Source organism: Xanthobacter variabilis, assembly GCF_043831965.2.
GTDB lineage: Bacteria > Pseudomonadota > Alphaproteobacteria > Rhizobiales > Xanthobacteraceae > Xanthobacter.
Genome location: NZ_CM195533.1, coordinates 1,574,536 through 1,591,838 on the forward strand (window position 1 = coordinate 1,574,536; position 17,303 = coordinate 1,591,838).

The 17,303-nt window shown below is 67.1% G+C and carries 16 protein-coding genes; 11 read left to right on the plus strand and 5 right to left on the minus strand.

Translation table 11 applies throughout. The features are described from left to right. The first annotated feature begins 3 nt into the window (after positions 1-3). Complete coding sequence (locus tag V5F26_RS06920; protein ID WP_234054143.1) at positions 4-762, plus strand: SDR family oxidoreductase; 759 nt, start codon at positions 4-6, stop codon at positions 760-762. A 390-nt stretch (positions 763-1,152) separates the two neighbouring features. Here the strand turns inward: V5F26_RS06920 and V5F26_RS06925 are convergent, their stop codons facing one another. The 3 genes from V5F26_RS06925 to pdxR form a co-directional block, all read right to left on the minus strand. Next, on the minus strand, positions 1,153-3,213 hold the full coding sequence (locus V5F26_RS06925) for an ATP-dependent helicase (protein ID WP_394946993.1): 2,061 nt from the start codon (positions 3,211-3,213) through the stop codon (positions 1,153-1,155). Positions 3,214-3,321: 108 nt separating this feature from the next. Continuing rightward, the gene (locus V5F26_RS06930) at positions 3,322-3,882 is read right to left on the minus strand and encodes a hypothetical protein (RefSeq protein WP_234051672.1); all 561 of its coding nucleotides are present in this window, start codon (positions 3,880-3,882) and stop codon (positions 3,322-3,324) included. Positions 3,883-4,269: 387 nt separating this feature from the next. After that, entirely contained in the window at positions 4,270-5,730 is a 1,461-nt protein-coding gene (pdxR, locus tag V5F26_RS06935) for a MocR-like pyridoxine biosynthesis transcription factor PdxR (RefSeq protein ID WP_394946994.1), read from the minus strand. 145 nt (positions 5,731-5,875) lie between these two features. Here pdxR and V5F26_RS06940 point away from each other — a divergent pair, with 145 nt between their 5' ends. Next, positions 5,876-6,523 (plus strand): pyridoxamine 5'-phosphate oxidase family protein, encoded by a 648-nt coding sequence (locus tag V5F26_RS06940; protein ID WP_234051690.1) that lies wholly within the window; start codon positions 5,876-5,878, stop codon positions 6,521-6,523. Positions 6,524-6,943: 420 nt separating this feature from the next. On the opposite strand, the gene V5F26_RS06945 is transcribed toward V5F26_RS06940, so the two are convergent. Together V5F26_RS06945 and fdxA are read right to left on the minus strand one after the other, a co-directional pair. Further along, the gene (locus tag V5F26_RS06945; protein ID WP_394946995.1) at positions 6,944-7,756 is read right to left on the minus strand and encodes a ferredoxin--NADP reductase; all 813 of its coding nucleotides are present in this window, start codon (positions 7,754-7,756) and stop codon (positions 6,944-6,946) included. A 26-nt stretch (positions 7,757-7,782) separates the two neighbouring features. Continuing rightward, positions 7,783-8,118, minus strand: coding sequence for a ferredoxin FdxA (gene fdxA / locus V5F26_RS06950; protein ID WP_394946996.1), 336 nt, complete (start codon positions 8,116-8,118; stop codon positions 7,783-7,785). Between the two features lie 130 nt (positions 8,119-8,248). Here fdxA and V5F26_RS06955 point away from each other — a divergent pair, with 130 nt between their 5' ends. From V5F26_RS06955 to V5F26_RS06995, 9 genes are all read left to right on the plus strand, one after another. After that, entirely contained in the window at positions 8,249-8,599 is a 351-nt protein-coding gene (locus V5F26_RS06955; RefSeq protein ID WP_394946997.1) for a gamma-butyrobetaine hydroxylase-like domain-containing protein, read from the plus strand. A gap of 59 nt (positions 8,600-8,658) precedes the next feature. Next, complete coding sequence (locus V5F26_RS06960) at positions 8,659-10,398, plus strand: fumarate reductase/succinate dehydrogenase flavoprotein subunit (protein ID WP_394946998.1); 1,740 nt, start codon at positions 8,659-8,661, stop codon at positions 10,396-10,398. Positions 10,399-10,447: 49 nt separating this feature from the next. Next, on the plus strand, positions 10,448-10,681 hold the full coding sequence (locus V5F26_RS06965) for a 4Fe-4S dicluster domain-containing protein (protein WP_234051665.1): 234 nt from the start codon (positions 10,448-10,450) through the stop codon (positions 10,679-10,681). A gap of 8 nt (positions 10,682-10,689) precedes the next feature. Continuing rightward, entirely contained in the window at positions 10,690-11,643 is a 954-nt protein-coding gene (locus V5F26_RS06970) for a HEAT repeat domain-containing protein (RefSeq protein WP_394946999.1), read from the plus strand. Positions 11,644-11,840: 197 nt separating this feature from the next. After that, entirely contained in the window at positions 11,841-12,752 is a 912-nt protein-coding gene (locus tag V5F26_RS06975; protein ID WP_394947000.1) for a GntR family transcriptional regulator, read from the plus strand. Positions 12,753-13,226: 474 nt separating this feature from the next. Further along, positions 13,227-14,579: an ABC transporter substrate-binding protein gene (locus V5F26_RS06980; RefSeq protein ID WP_394947001.1), complete on the plus strand. Its 1,353-nt coding sequence runs from the start codon at positions 13,227-13,229 to the stop codon at positions 14,577-14,579. 142 nt (positions 14,580-14,721) lie between these two features. Next, a complete protein-coding gene (locus tag V5F26_RS06985) occupies positions 14,722-15,630 on the plus strand; it encodes an ABC transporter permease (protein WP_394947002.1) in 909 nt (302 codons plus the stop codon). A gap of 53 nt (positions 15,631-15,683) precedes the next feature. Continuing rightward, positions 15,684-16,535: an ABC transporter ATP-binding protein gene (locus tag V5F26_RS06990; RefSeq protein WP_234051660.1), complete on the plus strand. Its 852-nt coding sequence runs from the start codon at positions 15,684-15,686 to the stop codon at positions 16,533-16,535. 28 nt (positions 16,536-16,563) lie between these two features. Further along, positions 16,564-17,298: a Crp/Fnr family transcriptional regulator gene (locus tag V5F26_RS06995; protein ID WP_394059049.1), complete on the plus strand. Its 735-nt coding sequence runs from the start codon at positions 16,564-16,566 to the stop codon at positions 17,296-17,298. Positions 17,299-17,303 lie beyond the last annotated feature (5 nt).

A 17,303-nucleotide genomic window follows, 5' to 3' on the forward strand; every position in this document is an offset into this window, starting at 1 on the left:
CCGATGAGTCCAACTGCCAACAGGAAGGTTGCCATCGTCACCGGGGCCGGATCGGGCATCGGGCGGGCGGTGGCGGTGGCGCTTGCGGCGGCCGGCTACGGGGTCGCCATTGCCGGCCGGCATGGGGAAACGCTGGCGGAAACGGCCGATGCCATGGGCTCGCCCCATACCATCACCGTGCCCACCGATGTGACCGATCCCGCGCAGGTGGCGGGTCTGTTCGCCGCGGTCCGCGACAAGTTCGGCCGACTCGATCTCCTGTTCAACAATGCGGGCATCGGCGCTCCGCCGGTGGAGCTGGAGGAACTGACCCTCAGCCAGTGGCGGGCGGTGGTGGACACCAACCTCACCGGCCCCTTCCTGTGCACGCAGGAGGCGTTCCGGCTGATGAAGGCACAGAATCCGCGCGGCGGTCGCATCATCAATAACGGCTCCATCTCCTCGGAGGTGCCGCGGCCCCATTCTGCGCCCTACACCGCCACCAAGCACGCCATCACCGGCCTCACCCGCTCCACTTCGCTGGATGGGCGGGCCTTCGACATCGCCTGCGGGCAGATCGATATCGGCAATGCCGACACCGACATGGCAGGGCCCATGCGGGCGGGCATTCTGCAGGCGGATGGATCGGTGAAGGTCGAGCCGGTGATGGACGTGGCCCATGTGGCGAGTGCCGTGCTCTACATGGCGAGCCTGCCCCTCGACGCCAACGTGCAGTTCATGACCGTGATGGCCACCAAGATGCCCTTCATCGGCCGGGGCTGAGGGGCGGGGGCGTCTCGACTTCAGTAGATAGGGTTTGCCGGGGGGGGGGGGGCTCGCTCCCTCTCCACCTGCGGGAGCGGGCCTGGACCGCGTGAGCCAAAGTCACCTCAGTGGCGCAGACGCTGGAAATTCAAGACTTTTGTGACTTTCGGGGGCGTTGGGCCTTGCCCGGCTGCCGGGGCTCACATTTCCAACGTCGTGCCCCGTCCCCAGCAAGCGGGAGGAGGAGCGCCAAGGGGGCCCACGTGGGTGATGGGGCCTAAGCCGTGCCGCGTGCGCTCAATGTCTTGCTGTCAGAGCATCCGCTGGTTTAACGGAATCCAGGAAGCCCTCACGCTCATTGCATTAAGGCGCATTCCTCGCGCGATCGTGGACCTGCCTTCGCAGCCGCTATCCCCACATGCCGCGCAGGCGGGCGCGCACGTCCACCATGGCGGGGGCGAGCGGCGCGGCTCCGGTGATGGCCTGGGGCGGGGGCCAGGAATGGGCCTCGAACAGGTTCAGCATCCGGTCGGGAATGAAGCGGGTGCGGCTGGCATAAACGTGCCGGTCCCCCCGGGCGTGCTGGCCGTGGACGAAGAAGCGCTGCGGCACCATAAGGTCGAGGTCGTCCTTCGCCCGGGTCATGGCCACATAGAGCAGGCGGCGCTCCTCCTCGATCTCCTCGCTCGATCCGGCCCCGAGATCGGACGGCAGGCAGCCATCCACCACATTGAGCACGAACACGGATTTCCACTCCTGCCCCTTGGCGGAATGGATGGTGGACAAGATGAGGTAATCCTCGTCCTTCAGCGGCGGCCCGGCCTCGGCGGAGGTGGCGTCGGGCGGGTCCAGTGTCAGCTCGGTGAGGAAGCGCGCCCGGCCCGGATAAGAGGCGGCAATGGCCTCCAATTGCACGAGGTCGGCCCGGCGCATGTCCGCATCCTCGTGGATGCGCTCCAGATGGGGCTCATACCAGCGCCGGGCGCGGCCAAGCTCCGCCGGCCAGTGGGCGTCGGCGGTGCCGAGGCTCTCCATGAGGATGACGAAGGCCGCCCAGTCCGCCCCCGCGCGCGGCGGAGCGGGCAAAGCTGCCAGCGCCTGGAGCGGCGTGGGGCTCTCAGCCATGGCATCGAGGATGCGGGTGGCGGAGGCGGTGCCCACCCCTGGCAGCAGGTTCAAAAGGCGGAAGCCGGCCACCTTGTCGCGCGGGTTCTGGGCGAAGCGCAGCACCGCCAGCAGGTCTTTCACATGGGCGCTGTCCAGGAACTTCAGCCCGCCGAACTTCACGAAGGGAATGTTGCGCCGGGTCAGCTCCACTTCCAGCGCGCCGGAGTGGTGCGAGGCGCGGAACAGCACCGCCTGCTGCTTCAAAAGGGTGCCGGCCTCGCGGTGGGCCAGCACTTCCTCGGCCACGAAGCGGGCCTGGTCCGCCTCGTCGCGCACATTCACGAGGCGCGGGCGGCGGGCGGAAGCGCGCTCCGACCACAGATTTTTGGTGAAGCGCTCCTTGGCCTCGCCGATCACGCTGTTGGCGGCTGCGAGGATGGGCTGGGTGGAGCGATAATTGCGCTCCAGCGTCACCACCCGCGCCGGCGGCGAGAAGGCCTGCGGGAAGTCCAGGATGTTGCGCACGGTGGCGGCGCGGAAGGAATAGATGGACTGGGCATCGTCCCCCACCACGGTGAGGCCGCGCCCGTCCGGCTTCAGCGCCAGCAGAATGGCGGCCTGGAGGCGGTTGGTGTCCTGGTACTCATCCACCATCACATGGTCGAAGCGCGCGCCCATGTGGGCGGCCAAAGCCGGTTCGCGCAGGGCCTCGGCCCAATAGAGCAGCAGGTCGTCGTAATCGAGTACGTTCTGGCGCTGCTTGGCCTCCACATAGGCTGCGAACAGGCGCTTCAGCTCCTCGCTCCAGGCGATGCACCAGGGAAAGGACTGGCGCAGCACGGTGGTGAGGTCCGCCTCGGCGTTCAGCGCGCGGGAATAGAGGGCAAGGCAGGTGCCCTTGGCGGGAAAGCGCGTCTTGGTGGCGCTGAGACCCAGCTCGTGGCGCACCAGATTCATGAGGTCGGCCGAGTCTTCCCGGTCATGAATGGTGAAGTCGGGCGTGATGCCCAGCTCGCCCGCATATTCGCGCAGCAGCCGCGCGCCCATGGCGTGGAAGGTGCCGGCGAAGGTGAGCGCCTCGCCCACCGGCCCGGCCTTGGGGCCCAGCACCTTGGTGCAGATGCGCTCCACCCGCCGCGTCAGTTCCTCCGCCGCGCGGCGCGAGAACGTCATGAGCAGGATGCGGGCGGGGTCAGCGCCGTTGAGGACAAGATGCGCCACCCGATGGGCCAGGGTGTTGGTCTTACCCGATCCGGCACCCGCAATCACCAGCAGGGGACCGCCCACGCCGCCTTGGGCCAGCTCCGCGCTGCCATGGGCGGCGGCATGGCGCTGGCTGTCATTCAGCGTGTCGAGATGCACCCCGCCGGCTCCCATCGTCCCGTACGAATCGTTCGGATGGGAACAAATATTGAACAAGATGCCCCCGGCGGGCAAGCTGCCGCCGAGGGTGGTATCTTTGTGTGTCTCTCAATAAGTATCGCGCTCGCGGAAATGGTACCAGGCCAGAGCGAGCACCATGGCGCCCAGCACCATGGCCACCAGGGCCAGCACCAGGGCCGAGCGATCGAGCCACGCCACGGCGGGCACGCTGGCGCCCATCACCACCCCATTGAGCGCCATGCGCCAGGACGGCGCGTGGACACCGGCCACGAAAGTGCCGAGCGCCAGCAGCAGCAGGACCACGAGATTGGTGGAATCCACGTCCGCGATGGCCTGCACCGAGGGCAGGAAGACGAGGCGCATGGTGATGAGGAAGGCGGCCCAATGGAGCGCCTGGGTCCACACCAGCCGCCAGCGCTGCTTGTCGCTCTTCGCCTGCGGCCAGCCCGAATAGATGGAGACGCTGGCGATGACGACCGCCACCACGTCCCAGTAATATTCCAGGGGCCGGCGCATGAGGCTGATATAGGCGACGCCGCCGATGGTGAGGGCGAGAATCACCAGATGGGGGATCTCGCCGATCAAGAACGCCTTCCAATAGCTTCCCGAGGGGGAGGGCAGGGGATCGAGCTCGTTCACCGGCGCCATCGGAAGGGTCCTTTCTTGCGGGAGCGCGGCGCGAAAGCGGCCGCCGGGGGGGCTGGCAGTTGTCTCGCGCGCGGAGGCTTCCGGCAAGGCCTTAGAGCATTTCCCTGTCTTGCGGGCACAGGGAAATGCTCGAAATCATCGGGCCGGCGCATTCCCTGCACGCGAGCTGGTGTCCATCTTGCTCGAAACTGCTCTCGCCGGTCAGCGGTTGTGTTCCTCGCCCGCGTAACGCGTTCCCGCCAGCCTCCGTGTGAGCTTTGCGGAGGGCGCGCATCGGACAACGCCCTGCGCCAAGCGGGCGCATTGGGCATGCCAGGGGCGCGCGCCTTATGCCTGCGCGAAGGGCCATGTGCATCGCACCGGGGCTGCCGGCACCCTTCATGCGCCTCAGCGGTCGCCGCATGGGCGCGCGGCAGCGGGCGCAAGGGCTTGGCGCAGGCGGGTGAAGGCGAGCGCGAGTTCCTCCGGTGTCAGGCCGCCGAAGCCGATGAGAAGGGTGCGGGACAGGTCCCGCGTTGCGCTGTGCACGCCGCAGGCTTCGGCCGGGTGCAGGCCCACCCCCACGGCGAGCGCCGCGGCGGCGAGCCGGGCCGCGTCGGGCGCGCCATCGGGCAGGGTGCAGTAGAGGTGGAGCCCGGCGGCGCCTCCGGATACGGCCACTGTATTTCCGAAGGTCTCGCGCAGGCCGGCGAGGGCCGCATCGCGCCGGGCGCGGCAGGCGGTGCGCAGGCGGTTCAGGTGGCGCTGGTAGCGCCCCTGGGACAGGAAGGCGGCGAGAATCTGTTGGTCGAGCCAGGATTGGCCGTAGCTCATCAGGCTCTTGGTGGCCTCGGCGGCGGCCGCCAGATGCGGGGGCACAACCATGTAGCCGAGCCGTAGTCCGCAGCCGAGGGTCTTGGAAAAGGTGCCGACGAAGATGGTCCGGCGCCCCCCGTCCAGAGCCGCGAGCGCGGCGGCCGGTGGCCCCTCCAGCAGGATGTCGCCGTCATAGTCGTCCTCCACCACCAGCGCGTCATGGCGGGCGGCGGTGGCGAGCAAAGCGGCGCGCCGGGCGGGGCTCATCACCACGCCGGTGGGAAACTGGTGGGCGGGCGTGACATAGATGAGGCGCGGGCGAAGCCCCGGGGCGAGCGCGGGCACCAGCCCTTCTCCGTCCACCGGGGCGGTCACGATCCGCGCGCCGTGGGCCTCGAACACCTGGGCGGCGGCTTCATAGCCGGGATCCTCCACCACCGCCGTGTCCCCGGGTTCGAGCAGCAGGCGGGCGATGAGGTTGAGCGCTTCCTGGGCGCCGCTCGTCACTACCACCTGTTCAGGTCGCACCGCGAGGCCGCGATGGATCGCGAGATGATCGGCGATGGCCTGGCGCAGGCGCGGCTCGCCGCCCACCGGGCCATAGGTGCTGAGCCCCACCGCGCAGGCGCCGAGAGCCGCATGGCCGAGCTGCCGCCACGCATGGGCCGGAAACAGACGCGGGTCCGGCCGCGCATACCATAGGTCGAAGATGGGGCGCGCATCCTCCCGGGTGATAAGGTGGGGGCCGGCGGCGCCGGTCGGCGCCTCCGCCGGTGCCGGCAGCGGCTCCGCCATTGGCGGCGCGCCCGGTGGCGGATTGGCGACGAACACGCCCCGGTGGGGGCGCATTTCCACGAAGCCCTCGCTCGCCAGCCGCTCATAGGCGAGCACCGCCGTATTGCGCGACACGCCGAGCGCGCGCGCCAGCTCCCGCGTGGCACTGAGCTGCGCGCCGCCCGGTAGGGCGCCGCAGGCGATCCGCGCGCGCAGGGCCTCGCAGATCTGCTCCTGGAGGGTCACGGCGGAGTGTCGGTCGAGGGGGATGGGCAGCATGGCAGGGAAATCGCGGGAAGAGCGGCGACAATGAACGCAGCCCCCGCGCGCTGGCACCATCCGGCGTGAGCGCGGCGGACCTATGCGCGTGACGGAGCGCGAGGCAATGGTGCGCCATTCCTGTCGCGAAGGCGAGTTTCCCGTGATGTCCGATGCCCCGAGCGAGCGCACCCGCGTCAAGCGCTACCACTGGCTGGCCAACTACGAGCCGCAGACCATCCACGCCATCCTGGATGCCATGCCGGTCTGCAACGTGGCCTATGTGCATGAGGGCCGGCCCATCGTCACCCCCACCCTGCAATGGCGCGACGGCGACCGCATCTATTGGCACGGCTCGGCCGCGAGCCGCATGCTCCGCGCGGTGGAGGGGCAGGAGGTGTGCGTCACCGTCTCCCTGTTCGACGGGCTGGTGCTCGCGCGCTCGGCCTACAATTACAACATCAACCACCGCTCGGTGATGATCTTCGGCAAGGCCGAGATGGTGAGTGATCCGGAAGAGAAGCGCCACCAGCTCCAGCGCTTCGTGGAGGGCTTCATTCCCGGCCAGTGGGACCGCCTGCGGCCGGTGAAGGACAAGGAGCTGAAGGCCACCACCCTGCTTTCGCTGCCCATCACCGAGGCGTCCGCCAAGGTGCGCACCGGCCAGCCGGAGGACGAGGCGGAGGACTACGACTTCCCCGTCTGGGCGGGGGTGGTGCCCGTGCGCATGGTGGTCGACCCGCCGGTGGCTGATCCGAAGAACATGCCCGGGGTGGAGATGCCCACCGAGGTTCTCTCCTTCAAGATCGGCTGAGGGCGCCGCGCGGCTCGGGGCCGCGCGGGCCATGGACAGGTCGGGGCCGTTCCTCGGCGCGAAGCGGGGCGCCTCCACGCAAAGGCGCCTCAAGTCATTGATTGAGCGCGTTTTCTTCACGCGAGGTGGTTTCCTCTCGCTCGAAAGCGCTCCAGGCAACGTGATGGCGGTGCAGAAACCGCCGCCAAGCATCGCCGCCATCACGTGCACGGCGGCCCGGAGACGATCCGGGCCGCCGGCGATCTCTTCGCCCTCATCCGAGGCGTGGTGTGCGGGCGGGAGCATCGTCCGCCACACCGAAACGGTGACATGCTCGAACTGGTCGAGCCGACGCGTTCCAGCCGCGCGAACCAGCGCCACGCCGCACGAACAGGTTCCAGGGCCACGCGTGTCGGGCGCGCCAACTCTGTTGCGGGGCGCCTATTCGGCGAAGGCGCGCTCGGTGACGAAGGCCCCGGGGGTGGCGTTCGAGCCCTCGTCCAGGCCGGCCGCCAGCAGCAGGTCGCGCGTGTCGCGGAGCATGGCGAGGGAACCGCAGATCATGCCGCGATCCACCGCCGGATCGAGCGGCGGCACGCCGAGATCGGCATAGAGCTTGCCGCTGGTCATGAGATCGGTGATGCGCCCGGTGTGGGCATAGTCCTCGCGGGTGACGGTCGCATAATGGCGCAGCTTGCCCTGCGCATATTCGCCCACCAGCGGGTCGCCGAGCGCCTCTTCCACGATGTCGAAGCCGTATTTCAGCTCCGCCACCTCGCGGCAGGTGTGGGTGAGGATGACCTCGTCGAACTTCTCATAGGTCTCCGGATCGCGGATCAGGCTCGCGAACGGGGCGATGCCGGTGCCGGTGGAGAACATGTAGAGCCGCCGGCCGGGGGTGAGGGCATCGAGCACCAGGGTGCCCGTCGCCTTCTTGCGCATCAGCAGGCCGTCGCCGGGGCGCACCATCTGCAGGCGCGAGGTGAGGGGGCCGTCCGGCACCTTGATGGAGAAGAATTCCAGCTCCTCCGCCCAGGAGGGGCTGGCGATGGAATAAGCGCGATAGAGCGGCTTTCCCTCCGCCAGCAGGCCGATCATGGCGAACTCGCCGGAGCGGAAGCGGAAGCTCGCCGGTCGCGTGGTGCGGAAGCGGAACAGGCGGTCTGTGTAATGGGTCACGCTGGTGACGGTCTCGATGAAGATGCCGTCGGGCGCCTGCTCGGCGAGGGCCTCGGCGGAAAGGGGCAGGGTCATGGCTGTGTCCGTGGGGCTGGCGGATGTCAGCGGGCGTCGGCGGCCTTGTCGCTGAGGAGGGGGAGCTTGTCGGGGCGGCCGTTCCAGTCCTCGGCATCGGAAAGGGGCTCGATGCGGGCTTCGATGGAGGGCCACAAAGCGGCGTATCTGCGGTTGATCTCCAGCCAGGGGTCCGCCCCCTCCGCGCTGTCGGCCACGATGGCGTCGGCGGGGCATTCGGGCTCGCACACGCCGCAGTCGATGCAGGTTTCGGGATTGATGACGAGCATGTTCTCGCCCTCGTGGAAGCAGTCCACCGGACAGACCTCCACGCAATCGGTGTATTTGCAGCGGATACAGTTCTCGGTGACGACGAAGGCCATGATCGCGTCCTGAAATGGTGATGATGGCTCTCGGTCTAGCGGCGGCCGTGCGCGGGGTCTGTCAAGTTGTTGCTATCGGCGCCGTCGGGCGTGGTGCTGATCTTGCGCGATCCTGCACGGAGACGCGCCCATGACCCCGCCCAACCCCAATCCCCCGGTGGAGATTCGCCTGTCGGCGGACAAGAGCCGGCTCACCCTCGTGTGGGAGGATGGCACGCGCGAGGCGCTGGCGGCTCCGCTCTTGCGCGCCCATTCCCAATCGGCCGGGGAAAAGCGGCTGCGCCTCATGGGCATCGACGCGCCGGTGCGCGCCGACATCGTCCTCACCGACGTCAGCCTGCTCGGCAGCTACGGCCTCAACCTCTCTTTCTCCGACGGCCACGACCGGGGCATTTACCCCTGGGCGCTCCTCAAGGAAATCTCCCATCTATCTGATATGGAAGGAAGAAATGACTTTTCTCCGGCCAATGCAATTCCTTGACCGACGCCCCGGCTGGAACTGTTCAAGTTCAGCCCAACACGGAATTGAAGGAGGCTCGCGTGGACGAGATCACGGCCGGACTTTCGGAAATCGACTGCGATGTGCTGGTTATCGGCGGCGGCACGGCGGGCCCCATGGCGGCCTACAAAGCCAAGATGAAGAATCCCGACGCCAAGGTGGTGTTGCTGGAAAAGGCCAATGTGAAGCGCTCCGGCGCCATTTCCATGGGCATGGACGGGCTCAACAACGCGGTTATTCCCGGCCACTCGACGCCTGAGCAGTATACGAAGGAAATCACCATCGCCAATGACGGTATCGTCGACCAGGCGGCGGTGCTGAAATATGCGGAAAATTGCTTCGAGATGATCCAGGAGCTGGATCGCTTCGGCATCCGCTTCCAGAAGGACGAGAACGGCGATTACGACGTCAAGAAAGTCCACCACATGGGTACTTATGTGCTGCCCATGCCCAATGGCGAGACCGTGAAGAAGGCGCTTTATCGCCAGCTCCGCCGCGCCCGCATCCTCATTTCCAACCGCTACATGGCGACCCGCCTGCTGACGGGCAAATCCGGCCGCATCGCCGGCGCCATCGCGGTGAACACCCGCACCGCCGAATTCCTCGTGGTGCGCGCCAAGTCCGTCATCATGAGCATGGGCGCGGCCGGCCGCCTGGGCCTGCCCACCTCGGGCTATCTGTTCGGCACCTATGAGAACGCCGCCAATTCCGGCGAAGGCTATGCCATGGCCTATCATGCCGGGGCGAAGCTCGCGAACCTCGAATGCTTCCAGATCAACCCGCTCATCAAGGATTATAACGGTCCCGCCTGTGCCTATGTGGCCGGGCCCTTCGGCGGATACACCGCCAATGCCAATGGCGAGCGCTTCATCGAGTGCGACTACTGGTCGGGCCAGATGATGCAGGAGTTCTACAAGGAGCTCCAGTCGGGCAATGGCCCGGTGTTCCTGCGCCTCAACCATTTGAAGAAGGAAACCGCCGACCATATCGAGCAGATCCTGCACACGGTGGAGCGCCCCTCGCGAGGGCGGTTCCATGAGCAGCGCGGCACCCGCTATGCCGAGACCATGATCGAGATGCACATCTCGGAAATCGGCTTCTGCTCGGGGCATTCGGCGTCCGGCGTGTTCGTGGACGAGTTCGCCCGCACCACGGTGCCCGGCCTCTATGCGGCTGGCGACATGGCCAGCGTGCCGCACAATTACATGCTGGGCGCCTTCACCAACGGCGCCATTGCCGGCGAGCATGCCATCGACTTCATCCGCGACGTGGATTTCGATGACTATGACCGCGCCGACGTGCTGGCGGAGCAGGAGCGCGTTCTGGCCCCCACCAAGCGCGAGGATGGTATTCCGCCCAACCAGATCGAGTACAAGGTGCGCCGCCTGGTCAATGATTACCTGCAGCCGCCGAAGGTGACCAAGAAATACGAGCTGGCCCAGCAGCGTTTCGCCGAAGTGCGCGCGGACATGGAAGAGGCCATGGTCGCCCGCGATTCCCACGAGCTGATGCGGGCCATGGAAGTGGCCTCCATCCTCGATTGCGCGGACATGGCGGCCTGCGCCTCGCTCTATCGCCAGGAAAGCCGCTGGGGCCTCTACCACTGGCGCACCGACTTCGCCGAACGCAACGACGAGGACTGGAAGTGCCATGTGCTCCTGGGCAAGCAGGAGGACGGCTCCATGGGCTGCGAGAAGCGCGCCATCCAGCCCTATGTCATCCCCATCTCCGACGATGAGAAGGACGCCTATTACAAGCAGCGCATCACGGCCAAGGCGTGATCGAAGGCGCATCGGTAAGAAAAACGGAAGTCATTGAAGGATCTGCCCCATGCCTTTGGCCAATACGTCCACCTCGGTCCCGGTCATCGTCGATGAGGATAAGTGCATTGCCGACAAGGGTTGCACCGTGTGCGTCGATGTGTGCCCGCTCGACGTGCTGCGCATCTCCGAACTCACCGGCAAGGCCTATATGAAGTTCGATGAGTGCTGGTACTGCATGCCCTGTGAGGCGGACTGCCCCACCGGCGCCGTCACCGTCAACATTCCCTATCTGCTGAAGTGAGGCGCGCCATGACCTTCGAGCCCTTCGAGGCGTTCAGCGACCTCGACGACCTGGCCGAAAAGCTCCGTGATCCGGATCCCAGCGTGCGCCGGGTGGCGGTGATGGAGCTGGCCGACACCGCTGAGCAGGATGCGGTGGCCATTATCGGCTCCGCCCTGAAGGACGTGGTGCCGGAAGTGCGGCTTCAGGCGGCCATCGCGCTCGGCGAGTTCGACGGCCGCGAGACAGCGGAAATGCTGGTGATCGGTCTGGTGGATCACGACCACCGGGTGGCCCGCGCCTCGGCCGACAGCCTGGCCGAGCTGAAGGACCCGGCCGCGGCCGATCCCATCTTCCCGCTCATCGCCCATGACGATCCGCTGGTGCGCGCCGCCGCCTTGCGTGGCATCAAGGAGCTGCGCCGTCCCGATGCGCTGCCGCTCGGCCTGCGGGCCCTGGAGGATGCCGACCCGCGGGTGCGCGTGGAGGCGCTGGGCGTCGTCGGCTATCTGAAGGTGGAAGAGACGCTGCCCGCGCTCATCGCCTGTTCCCGCGACGCCCATGCGGACGTGCGCCGCACGGCGGTGGGGGCGCTCGGCTTTTCTCGCTCGACCCATGCGGGCGAGGCGCTCATTCGCGCCCTCGCCGATGCCGACTGGTCGGTGCGGGAAGTGGCGGCGGAGATCCTGGGCAAGGCCCGCTTCACCCGCGCTGTGTCCCCCTTGCTCGCCGCCATCGGCGATCCGGAATGGCAGGTGCGGGTGAAGATCATACGCAGCCTCGGCCTGCTCAAGGCGGTGGAGGCCGTGCCGCAGATCGGCGCCGCTTTGGGAGACGAAATCAGCAATCTGCGCAAGGAGGCCGCCGCCGCTTTGGGCGAGATCGCCGATGTCTCGTGCCGGACCTATCTGGAAGGCTATGTGGACGATCCCGATCCGGACGTGCGCAAGAATGTGCGCTGGGCCCTCGGGCGCATCGGCTGAGGGAAGTTGTGATGACGCCGCGTCCGCCTCGGGACCCTTCGCGTGAGCGGGGCTCCGGCGTGGACGCGGACGTGCGGCCGGCGCCCGGTGCGGGCGGCGGGCGGGTTGCCATGGCTCGTGGGGCGGCTAATGTTGTCCTCACTGCCCATGCCCCGCGAGGGGATGACGCGCCCCGTTGGGCGGACGACCCTTATTGGGTGAAAGTCGGGAGACCCGCCATCGCGCCCGCTGGAACGAAGCTGCCCTCTCCCCGCGTGACGCCTGGAACGCGCGTCGCACTCGCGCCCGCCGCGCCGCCCTGTGCGGACCCGCGGCACGAGGCGGAGGGCGCCCTCGGTCCGCTCCCGGGCCGGGCGGCGCGCGACGCGGGCAAGGCAGCCGGCGCGCCCAAGGCGCCGAAGGTTCCCAAATATCTCGAGCTGAAAGACTGGCTGCTCGGCGCCGTGCTGGAGGGGCGCTTTAGCCCCGGCACCGCCTTGCCCAGCGAGAAGGAGCTGGCACAGCAGTTTCAGGTCAGCCGCATCACCGTTCGGCAGGCGCTTGACCTGCTGCGCGAGAGCGGGCTTGTCACCTCCCACCAGGGCAAGGGCTATTTCGTCCGCGCCATCAGCGCCATGCAGGACCTTGGGCGGCTCCAGGGCTTCGGCGAGATGATGGAGCCGCTGGGCATCGCCACCCGCTCGGAGGTGCTGAGCGCAGCCATCGTGGAGGCGCCCGCCCAGGTGGCCCGTGCCTTCAATGGCAAGCGCGGCGAGGAGGTGGTGAAAATCGAGCGGCTGCGCATCGCCGCCAGCATCACCATGTCCATGGATGTGAGCTATTTCCCGCTGGACGTGGGCCGTGTGCTGCTGGATCTCGACTTGCAGCGGGTGGACATCTTCAAGCTGATCGAGACGGCTCTCAACATCGAGATCGGCTTCGCTGACATCACCATGAGCGTGATGGAGGCGGACGACGACCTGTGCCGCCACCTGCCCTTGAAGGCGGGGGCGCCGGTGATCCACATCGAGCGGCTGACCCATGCCATGGACGGGCGGCCCATCGATTTCGAGAATCTCTACGCCCCGGCCGGCAACCACCGCTTCAAGGCGCGTATCCCGCGCTGGTGAACGCGGCCTGCGCGCTCATTTGCGCACTTATTGTGCATTAAATTTATCAAAATAATTGAATTAAAGGATGCGCCGCGCCATGATCCCGGCGTCGGGTGCGTCGCCTTGCTGCCTTGGCGCATCTGGCCCGTGCGGGCGCCCCGCTCTGGCCCTTTCGCCCGCGTGGCGGGTGGGCGCTGCTGAAGGGCCACGGCTGGCCCAGCACCCGCGGCGGACGGAAGGGGTTTGGCGAACTTGTATTATTGCGGCGCGAGCCGACCTGCTCACGCGGGCACCAACTGCGGCATGCTTGTGCAGCAGGCAGCGATGAAATCGCGGGCAGTGGCTGCCGGCCACTCCATGGGGCCTAGGCGCTTCGCCTTGTTTTCTGGACCTTTTCCAGCTCCAGCCTCGGCATGCAGATGGCCTCTGGCACGGCTGTTGCGCCCCTTGAAGGGCAATTTAGGACAAGTGGCAGCTTTCGAGGGATCAGACATGCGACATCATTCGATGCTCTTCGGTGTAGCCCTTTCGGCGCTCATGAGCGCGCCCGGTTTCGCCGAGACGATCGAGATCGGCATCGGCCATCAGAGCACCGTGACCAACACCGTTCCTGGCGGCATCATCCTGGAGAAGCTGGGTCTTCTCGAAAAGCACTTGCCCCATGACGGCAAGTACAAGGATGCAACTTACAAGGTTGTCTATCAGGACTACACGTCCGGTCCTCCCATCACCAATCAAATGCTGGCGGGCAAGCTCGCCTTCGGCGTGATGGGCGACTATCCGCTGATCGTGAACGGCGCCAAGTTCCAGGCCGGCGGCAATGCGGAAACCCGTTTCATCGCCGTCACCGGCTACAATCTGAAGGGCACGGGCAACGGCATCGTGGTTCCGGTGAAGTCGGATGTGTTTTCCCTGGAGCAGCTCAAGGGCAAGACCATCTCGGTGCCGGTGGGCAGCGCCGCCTGGGGCATGACCCTGAAGGCCCTGCGCGACGCCAAGATGTTCGACGAGGTGAAGATCCAGAACCAGTCGCCGCCGGTGGGGGTCGCCGCCATCGCCCAGGACAAGGTGGACGCCCATGCGGACTTCTGCCCCTGGTCGGAGGTGATGGAGTTCCGCGGCACCGGCCGCAAGATCTACGACGGCAGCGAGGCGGACATTCCCACCTTCCACGGCACCGTGGTGCTCAAGTCGTTCGCGGACAAGTATCCCGAGCTGGTCCAGGCCTATATCGAGGCCGCCATGGAGGCCCAGGACTGGATCGCCAAGGACCCGGTGGAGGCCGCCACCAAGGTGTCCGAATGGACCGGCATCGAGAAGGAGGTGCTCTACCTCTATTTCAGCCCCGGCGGCATCTCCACGTTCGAGGCCTCCATCAAGCCCGAGTGGGTCAAGGCGCTGAAGTATGACCACGCGCTGCTGGCCAAGGAGACCAACCTCTCGCCGCTCGACTTCGACCGCTGGGTGGACCCCACCTTCGTGAAGGCCGCCTTCAAGGCGCGTGGCAAGGACTATGATGCGGCGGTGAAGGAGGTGGTGTCCTCCAAGCCCGGCGCGCCCGGCCTGAAGCCCGCTGAAATGTGGGTCGACGGTGCCGGCGTCACCAAGTTCGACAGCATCAAGGCCATGACCGAGGCGGCCAAGAAGGCCAAGGCCGACGGCAAGAGCGTGCTCGCCACCTATGTCTATGACCAGGCCACCGGCCTCAAGCTGTTCGGCAAGGTCGCCTTCTTCGTGGAAGGCAAGGACGGTGCCCTCGTCGCCTTCATGAAGAAGGGCGAGGCCGAGGCCTTCGCCAAGAGCTCCGGCGGCAAGGTGGTCGGCTGGGAAACCATCGCCTCGTGAGGGGCGGAGCGGCGCGAGCTTCGCGCCGCTCCCCCATGCCCGTTCTTGAACCTTTGCCCGCAAATTCTGCTTCAGGACTCGTCGTTCCATGCAAGAGGCGTTGAAACACAAGGTGGCCTATGCCGTTCCGGCGGGAGCCGCCATGGAACCGGCCCCGATGGCCGCGGCCGCGCCCCGCGCGGCTGTCGCGGGGCAGGGGGCCCGGGACATCAAGGGCAATGGCCAGCCGCCCAGCGTGGGTCTTGCGCGCGCGGGGGTGCATGCGCTGGTGGCCTGGTTCCAGGCCAAGGCCTATGGGCTGGTGGTGGGCACCATCGGCCTCGCCATCGGCATCGGCCTGTGGCACGTGATGAGCGTCAACAAGGTCGACTTCTTCATCAATTTCTCGAACGTGCCGCGTCCGGGCCTCGTGTTCGCGGCCTTCGCCAAGCATGTGTTCGACCCGGTCTTCTATGTGCACATCGAGGTGTCGGTGCTGCGCATCGCCGCCGGCTTCCTCACCGCGGCGGTGGTGGGCATCGCGCTGGGCACGCTGATGGGGCGTTCCAAGTTCGGAGCGGCGCTGTTCGCGCCCTATATCGAGATCATGCGTCCCATTCCGGCCGTGGCCTGGATTCCCCTCGCCATCCTCATGTGGCCCACGGACGAGGCCTCCATCGCCTTCATCACCTTCCTGGGCGCGCTTTTCCCCATCGTGATCAACACCATGCAGGGGGTGGAGCAGACCCCGGCGGTGCTGATCCGCGCCGCCAAGTCGCTGGGCGCCTCGCGCTTCCAGATCTTCTGGAACGTCATCCTGCCGGCCGCCCTGCCCAGCATCGTCACCGGCCTTGCGGTGGGCATGGGGGTGAGCTGGTTCTCGCTGCTGGCGGGCGAGATCATCTCCGGTCAGTACGGCATCGGCTACTTCACCTGGAACGCTTATTCGCTGGTGGACTATCCGGACATCATCGTCGGCATGCTGGTGACGGGCGCCCTCGGCACGGCCTCCACCGCCTTCGTGCGCCTGGCCGCGCGGCCGTTCCTCAAGTGGCAGCGCCGGGCGCGCTGAGCGCTCCGGATTCGCTCGAAAACGCTTCAGCAACGCAATTCGGAGCCAGGACCATGGAAGAAGTGGTGTCCTTCAGCGAGCGCCTCACGGCGCTTGGCGGCCGGCGGTCCAGCGCGGGGCGGGGTCATATCCGCGTGGACGGGGTGGCCATCACCTTCGGCAGCGGGCGCAAGGCCCATACGGCCGTGATGGAAACGAGCCTCGACATCAAGCCCGGCGAGTTCGTGTGCATTCTCGGCCCGTCGGGCTGCGGCAAGTCCACCCTGCTGTCGTCCATCGCCGGCTATGTGCGCCCCTCCACCGGCGAGGTGATCGTGGACGATGTGCCCGTGCGCGGGCCGGGGCCCGAGCGGGGCATGGTGTTCCAGCAGTATTCGCTGTTTCCCTGGAAGACCATTCGCGAGAACATCGTGTTCGGCCCCAAGGTGGCCGGGCGCCCGGCGCGGGAGCTGGAGACCATCGGCTCCACCTTCCTGGAAATGGTGGGCTTGGCCAAGTTCGCGAACGCCTATCCCGCCGAGCTTTCGGGCGGCATGCAGCAGCGCGTGGGCATCGCCCGGGCGCTCGCCAACTCGCCCAGCGTGCTTTTGATGGACGAGCCGTTCGGCGCCCTCGACGCCCAGACCCGCCTGATGATGCAGGAGAGCCTGCTGGAGATGTGGAGCGCTTTCGGCATCACCGTGGTGTTCGTGACCCACGACGTGGACGAGGCCATTTTCCTCGCCGACCGCATCGTCATCATGAGCGCCAGCCCCGGCTCGGTGATCGCCGACCTCAAGGTGACCCTGCCGCGCCCGCGCGACTCCGAGATGGCGACCACGGACGCCTTCATGGAGCTGAAGCGCGCCTGCCATGAGCATATCCGCGCCGAGAGCCTCAAGGCCTTCGCGCAGCAGAGCCAGTGAGGGAACGGTGAGCGACATGGAGCGCCGCATGGGCGCACTCAAGGACAGCGAGGCCAGCCTCTCCGCCGTCTTCCTCAGCGACGAGACGGACGAGCTCAATGCGGGCGCCGATTTCCTCCAGCGCCTGACGCCGGAGGAGATCAGCCGCTTGCGCGCGGCCGGTGTGCCGCGGAAGCTCACCGCCGGGGAGCAGCTGTTCCGCCAGGGCGACACCCATGGCGGCATCTGGCTCATCGAGAGCGGCACGGTGCGCACCTTTTATGTGAGCCCCGCCGGCCGCGAGATCACCCTGGCTTTATGGACGCCGGGCCATTTCGTGGGCGGGCCGGAAGTGTTCGGCGGCGGCAGCCATGTCTGGTCGGCGGACGTGCATGACGACGCGGAGGTGCTCTACCTCACCGGCGCCAAGATCCGCAGCCTGGCGGAGACCATGCCGCGCTTCGCCATCTGCCTCATCGAGGGGCTGGTGGCGAAAGGCAAATGCTATTCGGCTCTGGTGCAGATGCTGGGTACCCGCTCGGTCACCGAGCGGCTGGCGCAGCTCCTCATCATCTTCGCCGACACCTCCAGCCGGCGCGAGGGCAACCGGCTCGTCATCGAGCGCAAGCTCACCCATGACCAGCTCGCCGCCATCGTCGGCGCCACCCGGCAATGGGTGACCATGACCCTCGACAAGTTCCAGAAGCGCGGCCTCATCTCCGTCAGCCGCCAATGCATCGTAGTGGAGAATTACGACCTGCTCTCCGCCGAGGTGCGCGGCTGAGCCGG